Source organism: Methanococcus aeolicus Nankai-3 (assembly GCF_000017185.1).
GTDB classification, from domain to species: Archaea; AGJL01; Methanococci; order Methanococcales; family Methanococcaceae; genus Methanofervidicoccus; species Methanofervidicoccus aeolicus.
Window position 1 is genome coordinate 1,494,250 of the sequence record NC_009635.1, and the last position, 18,180, is coordinate 1,512,429.

Below are 18,180 nucleotides of genomic sequence, written 5' to 3' on the forward strand. Positions count from 1 at the left end.
ATATAGTTAATCTTAAAAACTATCTCTTTATTGTCCAAAATAATTAAATAAAATCTCTTCGAGATTTTGTACAAAAGCATAGCTTTTGTAAATAAAATCCTTTTAGGATTTTATACAAAATCGAAGATTTTGTAAACGAATTTTATTATTAAAAGCAAAATATGGGGTTGGAGAATATGATTTAGTGAAACAGTTCGAAGATTGACTATAAACAGAAATTATGGTTAAATTATTGCCCGTCCTGTAATAGAACGGCGACCATAACCTGTTATTTCAACATCTACAAAACTATTTAATTTTAAATCTTTATTTTCTATTCCAATTAACAACGGATAACTACCAAATTGTCGCCCAAAATAAAGATTTTCTTTTTCTTTCAATTCTATAAATACATTTTTTAATATGCTCCCAATCGGCAGCATTTTTCTTAACATATTATTGTCAATATCTTTTCTAACTTTTTCCTTAAAGCTTTTAAATATCGTTTTTCTTTTTTCTGCTTTTTTAACATCTTTTTCAGTAATATCTGTGCCAAAGAATGGAACAACCTGCCTTATATTTATTCTTCTTATTAATAGGTTATCATTTTGTATTTCTTTTAAATAACTATAATTTATCTCAAAAGTTTCTTTTGTTTCGCCTTTTAGTCCAAACAATAAATTTATTCCAGGCAATAAATAAGGCATACCTGTGGAGCTCCTTAATCCACCTACTTCATTTAATAATTTTGTGGCATTCAATACATCTTCGGGAGTGGTAAATAAATTATTTTTTTTAATAACATTTTCGTCAAAACTTTCCACTCCAAAAGCTGCCACATTTCCGCCTGTGCAATATCTTACCAATGTTTTAGCTATTTCTCGGCTTTCTATGGGATGGTGAGAAATTACAGCTGGATTTGCATTATCAATATGTAATACCTCCGGATTTACCGAGGAAATACCTTTAAATAATTTTTCAACTGTTTCTACATTTGGTTTAGGAACATCGTATTGTTCGCTTTCTTTTGCACCATAGGAAAACATACATGGTTGCCTTCCTATTCTATAATATTTAGCTCCTTCTTTTGATAGTGCCTTTACCTCATTTATTATGTCTTTGGGATTTCTATATGTGGGAGCTCCGAACCTTCTGGGCTCTGTGCAAAAACTACAACCGCCGCTCATATTTCTGGAACAACCTCTGTATGTTTCAATCTCATTAACAATATATGGATAATTAGGGTGCTGTTTTATTATTTTTGCCCCCTTTATAGCATAATCCTTTATATCTTTGTAATAATTATCAATATTATCAATCGCATTTATATCTATATTATTAATTTTTTCTAAATTAAACTTATTTTCAATTAAATCTTTAATGGTTAATTCAAGGTTTTCTTCCGCTACAACATCAAAAAAGTATTTTAATTTACTATCGTCTTTTATTTTGCCCCCTTCCATAGAAGAACCAAATTTTGTAGCAACAGGGCCGCCTAATATCTTTAACCCATTAAAATCGTATAAAATAGATACAATTTCCCGAAGTGTTGCAGGATTTGCATTTAAATATTTTCCGGGGGTATGAAAACCACAAATACTAATTATTACATCGAATTTATTGAAGTCAAATCCTTTTGATTTTATAAGGCTTCGTAGTTTATCGATAGTTATATAATATACATCATAGTTATAATTATACAACACACCTGCTGTATATCGCGGATATGTCCCAAAATATGGGGGAACTCCAAGACCAGCAGGTTCGTCTGTATATGCATCAAGAATTAAAAATTTCATATTATCCCTTATATTACTCTTATATTACTTATTATTGTTCAAAACGAACGAAGTGAGTTTTGAATTTTGGTCCGAACCTTTTCGAGCGATAGCGAGAAATCAGAAGAAATCCAAAGGATTTCTTTACTGCCTACGGCATCGTATAACTTGACAAAACCTTTTCAAGGTTTTGTAAGTCAGCTAATCCAAAGGATTAGCTTCGAATTCACAAAGTGAATTTTAAGATTTTTAAAGGTTTGGTTCTGCCATGCATAAAAATTATATTTATTAATAGCATTGTTATATTATTAGCTATATATTTTATTATATTAATACATATAATATGTCGGTGATGATTTAGATATTATTGTCTGATATAGAACATATAAATGAAGAACCGTATGAGCTCTGAGACATATTATTTTTTTATTAATTATATTAATTATTTTTTTTATATGCCAATATTTTAATTTTATAATTTAAAAAGGTGAGAATTTGAATATAGGAATATTAGGAATTCAGGGAGATATTGAAGAACATGAGGAAATGATTAAAAAAATAAACCATGCCCCAAAAAGAATACGAACAATAGAGGATTTAAAAAATATTGATGCTCTTATTATCCCCGGAGGAGAGAGCTCCACAATGGGCAAATTGATGAAAACCTATGGATTTATTGAAGCTTTAAAAAATGCCGATTTGCCCATATTGGGAACTTGTGCGGGTATGGTGCTATTATCAAAAGGAACTGGAAAAGAACAACCACTATTGGAGTTAATGGATATTACAATAAATAGAAATGCCTATGGCAGTCAAAAATATAGTTTTGAATCAGAATTGGAGTTAAATGGCATAAAAATAAATGCAGTATTTATCAGAGCTCCCACAGTAGATAAAATATTAAGCGATGAAGTGGAGATAATAGCAAAAGAAGGAGGCAATATTGTCGGTGTTAAACAGGGAAAATACATGGCAATAGCTTTCCATCCAGAACTATCAGAAGAAGGATATAAATTTTATGAATACTTTTTAAATGAAGTGGTAAAAAATGACTAAAATAATAGCAGTTAGTGGAAAAGGTGGCACAGGAAAAACAATGTTTTCTACTCTATTGGTAAAGGCAATATCTCAAAAAACAAATAATTTATTGGTAATTGATGCCGACCCAGATTCAAACCTTCCAGAAACGCTGGGGGAACCTGTTGAAACTACTATTGGAGATATAAGAGAAGAATTAAAAGAGCTAACTCAAAAAGATAATATCCCCTCTGGAATGTCAAAACAAGATTATTTAAAAAGTAGGATTTTTGAAATAGTTGTAGAAGCTGAGGGGTTTGATTTATTGGTGATGGGGCGACCAGAAGGTAGCGGATGTTATTGTAGTGTAAATAGCTGGTTAAGACAGATAATAGACAATTTTTCAAAGGATTATGATTATGTGGTGATTGATACAGAGGCAGGATTGGAGCATTTAAGCAGGAGAACCACTAAAAATGTAGATACAATGATAGTAGTTAGCGATGCTTCAAAAAGAGGATTAGGAACAGCAAAAAGAATAAAAAAACTTGCAAATGAGTTGGAAATAAAATTCAAAGATATATTTGTTGTAGCTAACAAAATAAACGAGGAAAATAAATCAATAGTGGAAAATAATGCCAAAGAATTGGAATTAAATCTTATAGGAAAATTGCCATTTAATGAGGAAATTGCCCAGTATGATTTAGTTGGAAAGCCTCTTTTTAATATTGACAAAAATAATGAAGTATTTTTAGAAGTAAATAAAATAGCTGATAAATTATAATATTTTAATAAATTAATATAATGGACAGGGAGCTCCATCAAAAAAATGGAATTTCATCAAAAAATGGGATATAATGAGAGAAATATTAAATGAGTTATTAAATAAAAATATCACTGTGGAAGAGGCTGAAAGCCTTCTAAAAGTCCATCATATAGAAGAAATTGAAGAAAAAATAAAAATGGATATAAATCGAGAGGCTAGGACTGGAATTCCCGAAGTGGTTTATGGAAAAAATAAAAAATTTGAAGATATTATTTTAGCATTAAATGAGTTATTAAATAAAAATAATATTGCACTTGCTACAAAATTAAAAGATGAACATATTTTAAAATTAAAATCAGATAAAAATAATATTATTGAAGACTATAATATTGATAACAATACAGAAATAATAATAAATGAAGTTGCCAATGCCGTTATATTTAAGAAAAAAGATTATAATTCTAAAAAAATCGGAAAAATCGGAATATTGTGTGGGGGGACAAGCGACATACCGATAGCGGAGGAGGCAAAACTTACGGCAGAATTTATTGGTTGTGAGGTAATTACAGCATATGATGTAGGCGTTGCAGGAATACATAGATTATTTAATCCATTAAAAAATATGATAAAAAATAATGTATGTTGTATCATCGTTCTTGCAGGTATGGAGGGAGCTCTCCCCTCGGTGGTGGCAGGTTTGACAGATGTGCCTATTGTTGGTGTGCCTATTTCTGTTGGTTATGGTGTGGGTGCTAGTGGGAGCTCCGCATTAAATTGCATGTTGAGCTCATGCTCTCCGGGTTTAACTGTGGTAAATATAGATAATGGATTTGGTGCGGCATGTTTTGCATCATTGATAGCAAAGCAAGTTAAAAAATCCCAAAAATAACCTATATCTAAATTAAAAATAGAAAATATATTAAAATAGATTAAATAGAAAAAGAATAAAAAAATATTATTTTTATAATTTATTGTTTATGGAGTATATCATAGGCATCTGTTGGCCCATATGGAATTGGATTTCCAGGCAACAAATGGCTATTATTTTCCGCAGAAGCATATATTTTTACTTTTTTATTGCCTCTACATGCTGTATCTCCTGCAAATTTATAGTATTTACCATCTACTGCCCCATAATTCTTTATTTCTGGGTTTTCCACTGTTTCAGTGTATAGATATGAAACAGATCCTATGTGTATTTTTCCTTTTACAATGATTGTTCCTCTTCCTTCTGCACTTTCTCCCACTCTACCATCTGCATCTCCTTCAACAATAATAATTCCTTTTTGCATGTGGATACCACATAATATGTCCACATTACCTTTTACAATGATTGTTCCTCCACTTAGGTATTCTCCAACTTCTGTTCCAGCATCTCCTTCAACAATGATTGTTCCTCCTTTCATACCTACAATGTCTCCCCTGTATGAAGAGCCAAGATAATCTCCTGCATTTCCTTTTATTATTAATTCTCCTCCAAGCATTTCCTGCCCTGCAAAAGAATCAACATTTCCATTTACTGTTATTTTTCCCCCTTTCATCTGTGCTCCAACATACATTCCAGCATTTCCATCTATTACAATTTCTCCTGCTGTCATACCTAAACCTATCCTTTTAACCATACTCACATTACCTTTTATGATAAGCTTGGTTTCTTCGGGGGTTTCTCCAACTTCCCCGGATACTTCAAAAAATTCAGATACTGGTTTCTTTTTTCTACCTATCTGAATTTCCATATTTTTAATTTCCTCAACAGATTTTCCAGCAACTGCATCGGGGGTAAATACTCCTTCCACATCAAGAACATGAGGTGTTTGGGTTATTTCTAAGGTTAACTCTTTAACTGATGTCATTTATTGACCACCTCCTAAGTCATTTCCTGCTTTTATTACTTTTCTATGTGGCACATATTCATATCCTGTGTAGTATGTGCTCATTTGCATTGCATAGTATCTCTTAAATAATCTTTCAACATCTTCAAGCATACTACTATATACTTCTTTGTCGTTGAATTTTGACTCGGTAACATATGTTTTACCCATATTTGTGGAATTTACAATTTTTCCATCTTTAACAACAACTTCTCCATCTTTGATGGTGTATTTTGTTTTTGTAAATGCCTTTTTAATCGTTGGAGCATCATTTAACTTATCATTTTCAGGATCCAATTCATATATTGCAATATCTGCTTCTGCACCAAGTCCAAGATGTCCTTTTTCTTTTAATCCCAATACTTTTGCATTGGCTGCTCTTGTAACTGTGGCAATGTCGTATAATGAGTATTCTCTATCTAAGCTCTCAATTATTGTTCTACTTTTAACTTTTTTATTAAGTTTTTCATCAATAATTCTCTGTCTTTCTTTACTACTCATTAACCATGAAATTACATCAGGATATCTAATAAATGGTCCTGCATTAGGGTGGTCAGTTCCAAATAGTGCTTTCCAAGGGTCATCAATTAAAAGAGCTAACTCTAAACCAGCAGCCCACTGAATAGCATTTACGAGATTTTTACCTTTATAATGGAATGGTGTAATACCACTACCACATTCAATACCTATATCATTATTTGCCCACTTCCTATTGGTAATTGCATAAAGATGGTATTCCATAGGTCCATCTCCTGTCATTGTTGTGGTTTCATCCAATGTTAAAAATCCTACATCTATTGTAATTGGGTTGCTGTTTATGAACTTAGCCACATCTTCGGCTCTTGAATCAATATCTTTCATTGATTCTCCGCCATATGTATAAAATTGAACATGTGTAGCATGAACTGATGTGTCTCTTTCAGATACTGTATTAACTTGTGACCTTAATGCTGCTTTTGCATTATCCATAAATGTTTCATAGCTTCCAGGACTTCCTAAATTATTACCGTGCAAATGCACCGCATGAGGCATATTTAACATTTCGTTTACATCTGTTAGTCCGCTTATAATTTCATTTGGCGATAAATTGAAGTATGGTACTGGGTCTTGTCCATTTTCAATGTTTTGTCCCCAACTCCATGCTTCTACTCCTCCTGGATTTACTAACTTAATAGCATAAGCTTTGGTTTGGTCTAATAACCAAGATACATAAGCTGCTGCTTTGTCTAATTCTCCATCGTGGATATATTTTAATATCATCCAGTTATTACTTGATAAAAACATACATCCATTATCTAATAATGGCATTCTTTCAAATTCTTCATGAACGTGTTTAGCACCACTTGGAGCAAAAGCTGGGTCAAAGGCTGTGGTATATCCCATTTGAGCATACCTATATCCTGTTGTCCAGGTGCTCATTAATGAGTGTCCTCCCCCGCCTCTTTTTACTCCCATTACTCTGTCTTGGTGTTCAAATAATACCATTGGGTCTGGGTTTTTCCTTATGTCTTCTGGTCTAAGCATTCTACCAGTACATACTTTTGTTCCCGCAATGTGGGTATGGTGGTCAACCCCTCCGGGCATTACAACCATATTTTTAGCATCAATTACAGTAGCATCTTTTGAAACTTTATCGACAATTATTCCGTCTTTAACCATAATGTCTTTAACTTCTCCATCTATGCCATTTTTTGGGTCATATACATACCCATTTTTAATTATTAGTTCCATTATTTCACCTAACAAAAAGTTCTATTTGTTGCAGGTAGTGCTATATCTTTATGGCATTTTGGACACTGCACTATTGCTCTATGGGAATCAACATGTTTAATCAAAGATTTACAGTGTGGGCAAAACCATATTTTATCCCCCGTAGTTTTGCAAATTCCAGCTTCACAAACCACAGGAGTTCCATCAAGTGCCGTATTCTTCCTTCTCTTGAAATTTTCCTGTGTCGTTAAATAGAATTCAATAATATATTCATCAACACAATCTTCTTTATTACAATATGGGCACTCCATCATAACACCTACACATTAAATCACACCGTATAAATAATACGCCTTGGACAGTATATAAAATTTTCCATTTGATTTAAGCCGAAAATGTAGTATAACTAATATTAATTACTTTTTTTTAAATTCTGTAATCATTACATATATTAATAATGATATAAAGCATTTTTAGTAATTATATTTAATTATTATTTTACTGATTTAGTAATGTAATTTAAAAATATAAATATATAAATTTAAATAATTGAATGGGCCTATTTTTAAAATAAAAATAAGTCGATAATAAAAAAATTTTAAAATAATATGATTTAAATTGCGCAGGGAGCTCCCTGCAAAATACATCGTTTGGGATTATAAACATCCCATTTTTTTAGCAACTATTTCGTATTTTCCAACAACATCTCCCATACTTTTTCTATAAACATCTTTGTCCATAGCTTCTTTTGTTTCTTTATCCCATAATCTCATGGTATCTGGGCTAACTTCGTCGGCAATTACTAATTTTCCGTCTGTTGTTTTCCCGATTTCAATTTTAAAATCTACGAGGGTAATTCCTATTTCATCAAAGTATTTATATAATATTTCATTTACTTTTAAACCCAATTGTTTTAATTGTTTTAATTCTTCCTTTGTAGCAATTTTTAAAGCAAGGGCTATGTCGTCATTTAACATTGGGTCTCCATAATCATCGTTTTTATAATCAAACTGAACTATTGGATTTTCTAATACTGTTCCATCTTCGAACGGGAATCTTCTGCACAAACTACCTGTTGCAATATTCCTAACTATTACTTCTATCGGGATTATTTCAACATTTTTTGCTATCATCTGGTTTGGTTTTATGTATTCTATAAAGTGAGTGGGAGCTCCTTGTTGTTCCAACACTTCAAATAATTTCGAGGATATCAAGGCATTTAAATATCCTTTTCCAGACTTTACATCGTGCATTTCTCCATTTCCAGCAGTTATATCATCTCTAAAATCAATTAATACTTTTTCATCATCTATTTTATATATCGATTTTGCCTTTCCACTGTATAATGGTTCATTTTTCATTATCTCTTTTACATTTATATCCATACTGTCACCTTATATTTATTTTATTTATTTTTATATATTAGATAATATTTTAAATAATATTTAATAATTATTTATAATATTATATTATTATATTTTGGTTATGATTTTATAATTTATATAATATTATGGTGGTCAAATGTATTTTGAAGATTTTTCTAAATTTATATGCGCTTATGATGATTTTGAAGATAGTTTATATACAATATTCGGAGCTCCATATGATGGTACAACATCATATAAGCCAGGGGCAAGATTTGGAGCAGATGAGATAAGAAAAGCATCATGGGGATTGGAGACATATAGCCCAATATTAAAAAAGGATTTGGTTGATGTTCCCATATGTGATTTACACAACATATCCGTAGATGGAACTCAAAAGGATATTATGAAGTATATATATGAGGCATCAAAAAATTCAATGAAAAACAATAAAATACCAATTATGCTGGGAGGAGAGCATTCTATAACTTACCCAGTAGTAAAATCGGCAAAAAAAAAATATGATGATATATTATTAATTCAATTTGATGCCCACTGCGATTTAAGGGAGAATTATTTGAATAATAAATATTCTCATGCAAGTGTGATAAGAAGGTGCTTTGATTTAACAAAAGATATATATCAATTTGGAATAAGAAGTGGAGATGAAGAGGAATGGGAATTCGGAGAAAAAAACACAAATATTAGTATGGAGCTCCCAACAAAAGAAGACATAAATATAATAAAAGAATTAGATAAAAAAATATATATAACAATAGATATAGATGTTTTAGACCCTGCCTTTGCCCCGGGAACTGGAACACCAGAGCCATGCGGATTTTCTTCAAAAGAATTAATGAATTCATTATATTTATTTAAAGAATTAAAAGACAATATCATAGGTTTTGATGTTGTTGAGGTTTCACCGCATTATGATGCTGGAAATATTACTTCAATTATGGGGGCAAAAATAGTGAGAGAATTAATTTTATTATAAGGCGATAAAATGGACAATAATAAAGATAAAAATAACAAAACAGAAAGCACCGTAAATATAGGAATAGTAGTTCATGGACCAGAAATAATTGATTCAGGTAGTGCTAAAATGATTTTTGATTTATTAAATGATTTTAAATATAATTCCACAAAGATAAAACTAATGGCAAAGTTGGGGGGCACAATTGGAAGGGTGGCAGTTATAGACAACAATTTAGAAAATACAATTGATATCTCGGAAAAATTAGTTCCATCTGAAAGCTTAAAAAAATTAAATAAACACAATGATATATTATTTTTAATAAATTATGGAAAATCAAAAGAAACAGGGCACACATTCGGTAAAATCGTTGTAGAACGAAGCAATATAAAAAATAAAATAGTCATACAAATAGAAAGACCAAAGGAGAAAGACGGCACAATATTAATATGGAATACTCCAAAAAATGATTTTGAAAATAAATTAATAAATTATTTATCGGATAAATTAAATCTTCCCGTTGAAAATTGCGTAAGTAAGGGGTTGACAGTTTGGGAGGAAAACAACAATATATACAGGGAGCTCCATGGAGTAGATAAAGGGGAGGCCATTATGTTAAATGGCATTGTGGTAGGTAGAGCTATTGGAGCTCCTGTAATTTTAGTATCTAACAACAAATTAATAGATATAATCAATGGAGAAATAAAATGGCATGGAGTTGAAAAACTTGGAGAGATTGATTTAAATAAGGTTATTATAAAAACAGGTGTTTTAAGAAGGCATCCATCTAATATAAATAAAAATAAAATAAATAAGATGAATACTAGCCCATCTAACGATATGGGGGAAATAATTATTATAAATCATGCGGGAGAGGATGTTTTAGAATCTGTAAAAAATAAGGGAGCTCCCATTGTAATTACTATCGGGGACGATACAACAACCATTTGCGGAGACATTTTAGCCAGATTTAACATTAAAATAATAGGTATTACAGATGGAGACAGGGACGACATTTTAAAAAATCCAATAATTACAGAAGGTTCAAATATATTTTTAATAAAAAACTATAAAGATGATGATGTAGGGAAGATGTTGGAAGAAAAATTGAAAAATAGAAATAAAAAATTTACTTATGATGCAGTATTAAATTATATAAAAGAACTTCTAAATAAAAATAAAATTGATTATGATATTGAGCATTATTAATTAGTTTCCATCCTTGTTTTAATGGATGTGTCTTTTAGACTTATATCTATTAATTTGTTGTTGTTAGATACATTTCCATCCTTGTTTTAATCTCAAAATTCACTTCGTGAATTTATACGATTTCCTTCGCTTCGCTCGGAAATGGATATGTCTTTTAGACCCCCTTATATTTCTTACTTTTTTTATGATTTTTCTCTTTTATATGCTTTTCGATTTTGAGTGATTTTTCTTACTGGTTGATTATTAAAGAGTATATAATAGCAAGTGTCATTTTACCTATTCTTTAAATATCAATACGCAATTATTATAGAATAATAAATCCAAAAATTATGGAATTTGAAAATAGAAATAGGAAAAATAGTAATAGTAATAATAAAAATAATAAAGAAAGTAATAGTATTAACAATAATAAAAAAGACAATGATAACAACATTCAACAAACAACATTAACAAATATATTTAATGGGATTAAGGGATAAAATGAACTTTACAGACGAGATATTAGATTTTTTAATAAAAAAGAATATAAAAACAGTTTTTTCATATCCTGGGGAACAAATTCTTCCATTATACAACGGTTTAAATGAATCACCCATAAAAAATATAATGGTAAGAAGCGAACAGGGAGCTTCACATATGGCGGACGGATACAGCAGAATTACAAATCATGTTGGAGTATGTTTAGCAACTGCGGGACCTGGTGCAACAAATTTAATGACTGGAATAGCTACGGCATATAAAGATTCCTCCTCTGTGATAGCAATTACAGGGAGATGTAAAAAAGAATATATTAATAAAAACTATTTTCAAGAAATAAATATGGATTTTTTAAATTTGCAAAATGGATATTTTGTAGATGCCCCGGATATAAAATATTTTGAAAAGGCATTTAATGAATCAATAAATACCAAAAAGCCCATTCACTTAAATATCCCGTATGGCGTATTATTGGATAGCAATGACGACAATAACCGTAATAATAATGAAAATAACTATAAAGATGAAAAAAATAATAAAAAAGACAATACATCTATATTAAATAACATAGATTATAACACCACAGGTAAACCATTGTTGTTGATTGGCCAGGGTATTTATGGGAATTTATCTTATAATGACATATTAAAAATAAATGACATATTAAAAAATAGCCACATTCCAATAGCCACAACATATCCTGCAAGGGGAGTTATTGATGAAAATAACCCAATCTGTCTTGGTTTAGTTGGGGGAAGAGGCACAGAAAAAGCAAACCAATATATTTTAAATTGTGATACTGTGTATTGCTTAGGAGCCTCTTTATCATACAATACATTACCTCCCCTAATTAGAGATAAAATAATACCTAAAATAAAAGATATACCAATAAATATTAATAATTTAGAGGATATTGAATTATTAATAAATACATTAAACTACAAATATAATAATGTATATATTAATAATATCGGCAATAATATTAATCCCAATAATAAATTATGTGGAGATTATTCTTTAAAAATTAATGAAATATTAAATAATTTGCCAGATGATACCATAATTACGACAGATGCAGGAAATCATACAGTTTTTGTATCATTATTAAAAACTTGTGGAGCTCCGAAAAATATTATTTCTTCCCACAGCATGGGGACTATGGGATTTGGGCTTCCTGCATCAATTGGAGTTAAATTTGGATGTTTGGATAATAATATTGATAGGGAAGTAGTTTCGATAAATGGAGACGGCGGGTTTCAAATGAATATACAAGAATTAGCTACCGTTTCCGAAAACAACTTAAAAATATTAATAATTATAATGAAAAACAACAGATTAAACATATTTGGAGATATTAAAAATCCAGATTTCAATAAAATAGCAGATGGATATAATATAGATAATATATATATCTCAGATATTGATGAAATAGAAAATAACATAAAATATTATTTAAATAACAACAAACCTTATTTAATGGTAGTTGAATGTGAAAATGAGTCATTGCCAAAAAAATCATTTAATTAATAACTAATAATTACAAAATAACTAAATAACAAATAATACGGATTAATGGAGTGAAAATATATGAATAAATTATTTAAGATTTTAACTGGGAATATACACTTTAATGCAACAAAATTAGATAATGAAAACTTTAATCAAAATTGGGAAGTTCCAGAAGCGTTAATATCAATAATTGGATTAAAAAACGGAAAAAAGCCAATATTTTATTATGGAGTTAAGAGAGATTGTGAAGAACGATATAATTTAATAAAGGGAACTTCCGACAATGGAAATAAATTTATAAATGCAAGATTATCTTTTAAATTCGATAAACAAAAGATTATAGAAAATGAAAAATATATTGTAGCAAATGGATTTGATGGTCTTTTATTGACTATAAATATTGATAAAAATAAATTTATATCTACATTTGAAGAAATAATTATGGAAGGATATAATTCTGGAGATGAACACATAATAGATGTTCTTGATAGAATGAGAGAAAGAAATGCTTTCGATACAGTTGAAGAAAGTGCAAAATATATTGCAAATAGGGATTATAACTGGTTATTGGGTAGATTAAAATACACAGCTGGATTATTTAATTATTCTGGTTGCGGATACTGGTTAATACCATTGAAAACTAAGATGGAGCTCACAAGGGGACTAATAATTAATGGTAATGAAATTACAATTAATTTGGAAAATACAGAGCTCTTTAAAAGTTATATGGTATATATAGATACCAAAGTTAATTTAGTTAGATATAATGTATTTAGATTATGCAAAAAAGAATATTCTTTAATGGACGAAGTTAAAAAACAGATGAAAGATGATATCTGTCCATGGTGTGGGGAAAAATTGAGAACCATTAGAACAAGGAAAGGAGAATTTTTAGGATGCACTGGTTATCCAACCTGTTTATATAGAAGATTTTCAAAAAAATAAATAATAAAAAATATTTTGGGAGCTCCCCTCCCATATATAAATTATATAATAATAATTATGCCGCTGATACTATTTTTATTACATCTTTTTCTTTTAATTCTTGGTCGGCTCCAATTCTTATTTTTTTCTTTGCATCTACGGCATATATGAATTTATCTCCTATGTCTGTATGTATTTTATATGCCAACTGTTTTGCAGTTGTGCCTTTTTTAACTAAATGAGCATCTGGGAGAACATTTCCTTTTTTATCGCAATATTTGTTTTCGTCCTCCACAGGATAAACCACAATCATATTTAATAATTCAAAATAAGCATTATTCAATAAATCTCTCACACCTGTCCCATTATTCTTTTTTAAATATTCTTTAATATAATTTAAAGCATTTTTTTGGGCATCATTTAATGAATCATTTATTATCTCAAAATCATTGTTAGCTCTATCATATTTTATTATATTTCCTGCTTCTGCTCTTTTTAAGGTTAATTCTATTTCTGCGGAGGTAGGTATTACAATATAATCTTTAAATTCTTCTTTTAATTTTTTTATGTTGTTTTCAGCATTTGGATGGTCTGCCTTATTGGCACAAATTAACATTGGTTTTGAAATTTTTCTAAGGGTTTGGGATAGCGTTAAAAGGTCTTCCTCTGTCCATTTAATGGGGCTTTCGTCCATATTTCTAGTTGAATTATGAACATGGTCTTCGGTAATATTCAATCCACTTAATTGTTCTGATATTATCTTTGCCGTATTTTTCTGCTGTTGGGCTTTTCTCGATAATTTATCCCAGTTTTTTGTAATTATTCCGTAAATCCACATATCTATTTCATTTAACAAAAATTTTACATCTTCGGTGGGGTCGTGATTTTCTGCTGGATTTCCTTCTATATCCGTTGTTCCACTTGCATCAACCACCACTATAAAGGCATCAGCCTGCCTTAAATCGTCTAAAAATTTATTTCCCATACCTTTTCCTTTATGTGCCTCTGGAACCAAACCAGCTACATCAATTATTTCAACTGGGACATATCTTGTTCCATCAATACATTTTGAATTATTTGGGTTGCACTGAATATCTAATTCAACGCAAGGGCATTCTGAACTTACAAATGATGTTCCTACATTTGGGTTTATTGTTGTGAATGGATAATTTCCAATGTCTGCTACTTTTTCGGTCATAGCATTAAATAAAGTGCTTTTTCCTACATTCGGTTTTCCTACAATTCCTAATATTGCCATATTTTCGCCTTTTTTCTTTTTTAATTAAAACTCTTCGAGTTTTAATTTCGTAAAATTCCCGTAGGAAATTTTAGATAGTGAAAATATTCAAATCGCCTGATTTTGCGTATTTTTCCTATAATCTCACTATACGGTATTCTCAAATCAATAATTATTATCAATTACAAACATTATTTAATATATTATATAAAGATATATAAAAAAATAAAGAAAAAATAAAGGAGCTCCATGTAGTAGGTATTCAAAAAGTCAAATTCCAAAGGAATTTGAGTAATGAAAATCACGAAGTGATTTTCATCTGATCTGTTCTCCATTAGTCAAAAAGATTACGGAGAGGCATATAATATATCCGTAATATTTTACATACAATGGTGTTTATTAATTAAAAAGTTCTTGAACATACTATAATATCTATAATTTATTAAACTTGGTGAAATGATGGATGGTGTAGTATTGAAACAGATATCAAAATACTATGGCAATAAACTGGCACTAAATAATTTATCATTTAATGTAAAAAAAGGGGAAATATTTGGATTGTTAGGACACAATGGAGCAGGAAAAACCACCACACTACGAATTATAAGTGGAATTATTGACAATTACAACGGGGAAGTATTGATAAATGGAAATATTGGGTATTTGCCAGAGGAGCGGGGGCTTTATAAAGATGAAAAAGTAAAGGATATTTTAAAATTCTTTGGGGAGCTCCATGATATACCTACTTCAAAATTAAAGGAACAAATTGATTATTATTTAAATAAATTAAATGTGTCCCAATATAAAAATAGCAAAATAAAAACTCTTTCAAAAGGAAACCAGCAAAAAATTCAGTTTATTGTATCAATTATCCATAATCCCGACATAATTATACTTGATGAGCCATTTACTGGGCTCGATATTGTAAATTTGAATTTAATAAAGGATATAATTTATGGGCTCAAAGAACAGGGGAAAACCATAATATTATCCACCCACCAGCTGGAAAAAATTGAAAGATTTTGCGATAGAATATTAATTTTAAAAGAAGGAAAAGCTGTTAAATATGGTAGATTAGATGAAATATGCAAAAAAACGGCATATATTGAATATTTGGAAGATAATAAGCTAATAAAATATAATTTGTCCCATGGCGAAGCATTGCAATTATTAAATGATGAAAATATAAAAAATAATATTGTTAAATTTGAAGTAAGGAGCTCCTTGGAAGAATTATTTATGGAGGATAATAATGGATAAAGATAATATCAAGAAAATTTACAAAAATCAAAGATTTTTGAATTCTCTAACAAAAATAAAGGCAATAGCAAAACGAGAAATATTAAGCAATATCAAACGGAAGCAGTTTATTTTAATGATTTTACTTGTTCCGGTTGTGATGATATTAATTACAATGGCTACGGCATATTTTACAGCGGAAGTTGAAGACCAAAAAATAGGATATATTGATAACTTTGGAATGGATATTCCGCCCCTGTTTAAATCATTTAATCCACTTAAACAGGAAAATATCACGATGCAATTTATAAAATATAATAATACGGAAATCGGAAAAAATGCCGTAATAAATGGGGATATCAATGCATTTATAATAATTCCTAAAAATTATCTTGAAAATGAACCTATGACTATTTATTCAAAATCAAAAACAATCCCCTCAATTATAAGGAGCTCCATAAAAGATATTGTATTATCCACAGTATTAAAGGACAAAGTAGATGAAAAAACATATAATATTGTAAAATCACCGATTAATCTTGAAATATACAGTATAAGCAAAAAAGGAGAGGAAAAAGAAAATATAATTTCTCAAATGATGCCATTTGGCTTTGCCATGCTTTTATATATTGCCATAATTTCCGTATCTGGACTATGCACCAACAGTGTAATTGAAGAAAAACAGCATAGAATCATGGAACTCCTGCTTACAACAACAAATTCAACAAATATATTGATTGGAAAAATAATTGGAATATCATTTTTAGGATTAATTCAAATGAGTATATGGATTTTATTTGCCCTCCCAATTATATCTATGGTAGCATTGAAAATTCCGCCGTTTTTAATGGTTTCCGCGGTTGTGTTCTTTGTAATGGCATATTTATTTTATGTGTCATTGTTAAGTGGGCTATCCTCATTATTTACGACTCAAAAAGATGCGGGGCAGATTATAAGTCCGATTATAATGGTGCAAATAATACCTTTATTAATTCTTACGCTAATTCAATCTAATCCAAATCATTACATTATTAAAATATTGTCATTTGTTCCTTTCACAGCTCCGCAAGTTATGCTTATGAGAATGAGTATAACTCACATAGAACCTTTGGAGGTTTATTTATCTATGGGTGTTATGTTTATATTTACGGTATTATCTTTCATATCAGCCGTGAAATTATTTAAAATAGGTTCTATGATTTACGATGAGGAAATGACAATTAAAAAAGTAATTAAAATTATCAAATAAAAAATATTAAATAAAAAAATATTCAATTAATATTTTCCCATTTTTAAAGCAATATAGGGAATTATAACTAATAACAACAATACGATATTAATGGAATCGGTGTTTTAGTAGTAGTTCCGCTTCCACTGTTGGTATTGTTAATATATTCTACTTTTACGGATATGGTATTAACCTGTATTTTATCATCATTACCAATATTACTTTTATCAACTTTAATTGATATTACTCCATCGCTAAGAATATTTGTAGCATTATCTCCATCTATTGTAAATTGGGTATTTTCATTTTCTGCGTCCAATATTCCAATATAATCTCCATCAACACTTACAAAATCCCCTCCAAATCTTTTTCTAACTGTGATTTCTATTTTAGAGATATTGTCAGGACTCCAATTAAGTATCCAATTTTTTTTATTACTTCCTATTGTATCATTTATCTCTTGTGTTCCTCCTGTGATATTATATATTACAATATTTAGATTATTACTCTTATATGGAGTATTACCTTTTAAGGCTAATCTGTCATGTCCCTGAGAATAATATGTGTTATTTATAATATCAGTGATTATAAATTTTCTAAATGATGTTCCAATAGGGAGCTCCCCCAATAGATTATAATTACTGCTTGTATTGTAAATATATATTGTTTCGTCATAATCGCTACCTCCAACATCTACGTCATTTGCATTAACTTCCACAATCATATTTTGAATGGTTATGTCATCTAAATCATAAGGAAAGTTAAATGTTTCCGTAATGTCTGTTGTGGTTTTACTATCTTCAATATTTGTAATATTATCCTCCCACAATTCGCCAGATACACCGAGGATAAAGTATAGTAATAAAACTACAAAAAATATCTTTTTCATAATCTCT

At 29.7% G+C, this 18,180-nt stretch carries 16 protein-coding genes; 9 read left to right on the top strand and 7 right to left on the bottom strand.

The features are described from left to right. Positions 1–224: 224 nt before the first annotated feature. Positions 225–1,778, bottom strand: coding sequence for a radical SAM protein (locus tag MAEO_RS07370; protein WP_011974146.1), 1,554 nt, complete (start codon positions 1,776–1,778; stop codon positions 225–227). Between the two features lie 474 nt (positions 1,779–2,252). On the opposite strand from MAEO_RS07370, the gene pdxT reads away from it, so the two are divergent. The 3 genes from pdxT to larB all read left to right on the top strand — a co-directional run bounded on the left by pdxT (position 2,253) and on the right by larB (position 4,429). Beyond that, positions 2,253–2,813, top strand: coding sequence for a pyridoxal 5'-phosphate synthase glutaminase subunit PdxT (gene pdxT, locus MAEO_RS07375; protein WP_011974147.1), 561 nt, complete (start codon positions 2,253–2,255; stop codon positions 2,811–2,813). Then, positions 2,806–3,558, top strand: coding sequence for an ATP-binding protein (locus MAEO_RS07380; RefSeq protein WP_011974148.1), 753 nt, complete (start codon positions 2,806–2,808; stop codon positions 3,556–3,558). Before pdxT ends, MAEO_RS07380 begins: the two co-directional genes overlap by 8 nt. A gap of 73 nt (positions 3,559–3,631) precedes the next feature. After that, positions 3,632–4,429 (top strand): nickel pincer cofactor biosynthesis protein LarB, encoded by a 798-nt coding sequence (larB, locus tag MAEO_RS07385; RefSeq protein WP_011974149.1) that lies wholly within the window; start codon positions 3,632–3,634, stop codon positions 4,427–4,429. A gap of 79 nt (positions 4,430–4,508) precedes the next feature. Here larB and MAEO_RS07390 read toward each other — a convergent pair whose 3' ends face one another. The 4 genes from MAEO_RS07390 to purC all read right to left on the bottom strand — a co-directional run bounded on the left by MAEO_RS07390 (position 4,509) and on the right by purC (position 8,506). Beyond that, positions 4,509–5,393 carry a formylmethanofuran dehydrogenase subunit C gene (locus tag MAEO_RS07390; protein WP_011974150.1) on the bottom strand — a complete coding sequence of 295 codons (885 nt, stop codon included), beginning with the start codon at positions 5,391–5,393 and terminating at the stop codon, positions 4,509–4,511. Next, the gene (locus MAEO_RS07395; RefSeq protein WP_011974151.1) at positions 5,394–7,142 is read right to left on the bottom strand and encodes a formylmethanofuran dehydrogenase subunit A; all 1,749 of its coding nucleotides are present in this window, start codon (positions 7,140–7,142) and stop codon (positions 5,394–5,396) included. It abuts the gene before it with no gap. 8 nt (positions 7,143–7,150) lie between these two features. Continuing rightward, complete coding sequence (locus tag MAEO_RS07400) at positions 7,151–7,435, bottom strand: hypothetical protein (RefSeq protein ID WP_232202521.1); 285 nt, start codon at positions 7,433–7,435, stop codon at positions 7,151–7,153. A 342-nt stretch (positions 7,436–7,777) separates the two neighbouring features. Beyond that, positions 7,778–8,506, bottom strand: coding sequence for a phosphoribosylaminoimidazolesuccinocarboxamide synthase (gene purC, locus MAEO_RS07405; protein WP_011974153.1), 729 nt, complete (start codon positions 8,504–8,506; stop codon positions 7,778–7,780). Positions 8,507–8,642: 136 nt separating this feature from the next. Between purC and speB the strand changes: the two genes are divergently transcribed. The 4 genes from speB to MAEO_RS07425 all read left to right on the top strand — a co-directional run bounded on the left by speB (position 8,643) and on the right by MAEO_RS07425 (position 13,601). Further along, positions 8,643–9,482, top strand: a complete 840-nt coding sequence (gene speB, locus MAEO_RS07410) for an agmatinase (RefSeq protein WP_011974154.1) — start codon at positions 8,643–8,645, stop codon at positions 9,480–9,482. Positions 9,483–9,491: 9 nt separating this feature from the next. Next, positions 9,492–10,670 (top strand): DUF2117 domain-containing protein, encoded by a 1,179-nt coding sequence (locus MAEO_RS07415; protein ID WP_011974155.1) that lies wholly within the window; start codon positions 9,492–9,494, stop codon positions 10,668–10,670. A gap of 480 nt (positions 10,671–11,150) precedes the next feature. Next, the gene (locus tag MAEO_RS07420) at positions 11,151–12,674 is read left to right on the top strand and encodes a thiamine pyrophosphate-binding protein (RefSeq protein ID WP_011974156.1); all 1,524 of its coding nucleotides are present in this window, start codon (positions 11,151–11,153) and stop codon (positions 12,672–12,674) included. Positions 12,675–12,734: 60 nt separating this feature from the next. Beyond that, positions 12,735–13,601, top strand: coding sequence for a topoisomerase DNA-binding C4 zinc finger domain-containing protein (locus MAEO_RS07425; RefSeq protein ID WP_011974157.1), 867 nt, complete (start codon positions 12,735–12,737; stop codon positions 13,599–13,601). Between the two features lie 55 nt (positions 13,602–13,656). On the opposite strand, the gene MAEO_RS07430 is transcribed toward MAEO_RS07425, so the two are convergent. Beyond that, the gene (locus MAEO_RS07430; RefSeq protein ID WP_011974158.1) at positions 13,657–14,838 is read right to left on the bottom strand and encodes a redox-regulated ATPase YchF; all 1,182 of its coding nucleotides are present in this window, start codon (positions 14,836–14,838) and stop codon (positions 13,657–13,659) included. A 435-nt stretch (positions 14,839–15,273) separates the two neighbouring features. Between MAEO_RS07430 and MAEO_RS07435 the strand changes: the two genes are divergently transcribed. Next, a complete protein-coding gene (locus tag MAEO_RS07435; protein ID WP_048062409.1) occupies positions 15,274–16,077 on the top strand; it encodes an ABC transporter ATP-binding protein in 804 nt (267 codons plus the stop codon). Further along, positions 16,070–17,305 carry an ABC transporter permease gene (locus tag MAEO_RS07440; RefSeq protein WP_011974160.1) on the top strand — a complete coding sequence of 412 codons (1,236 nt, stop codon included), beginning with the start codon at positions 16,070–16,072 and terminating at the stop codon, positions 17,303–17,305. Before MAEO_RS07435 ends, MAEO_RS07440 begins: the two co-directional genes overlap by 8 nt. Before the next feature lie 67 nt (positions 17,306–17,372). Here MAEO_RS07440 and MAEO_RS07445 read toward each other — a convergent pair whose 3' ends face one another. Beyond that, on the bottom strand, positions 17,373–18,173 hold the full coding sequence (locus tag MAEO_RS07445; RefSeq protein ID WP_011974161.1) for a hypothetical protein: 801 nt from the start codon (positions 18,171–18,173) through the stop codon (positions 17,373–17,375). Positions 18,174–18,180 lie beyond the last annotated feature (7 nt).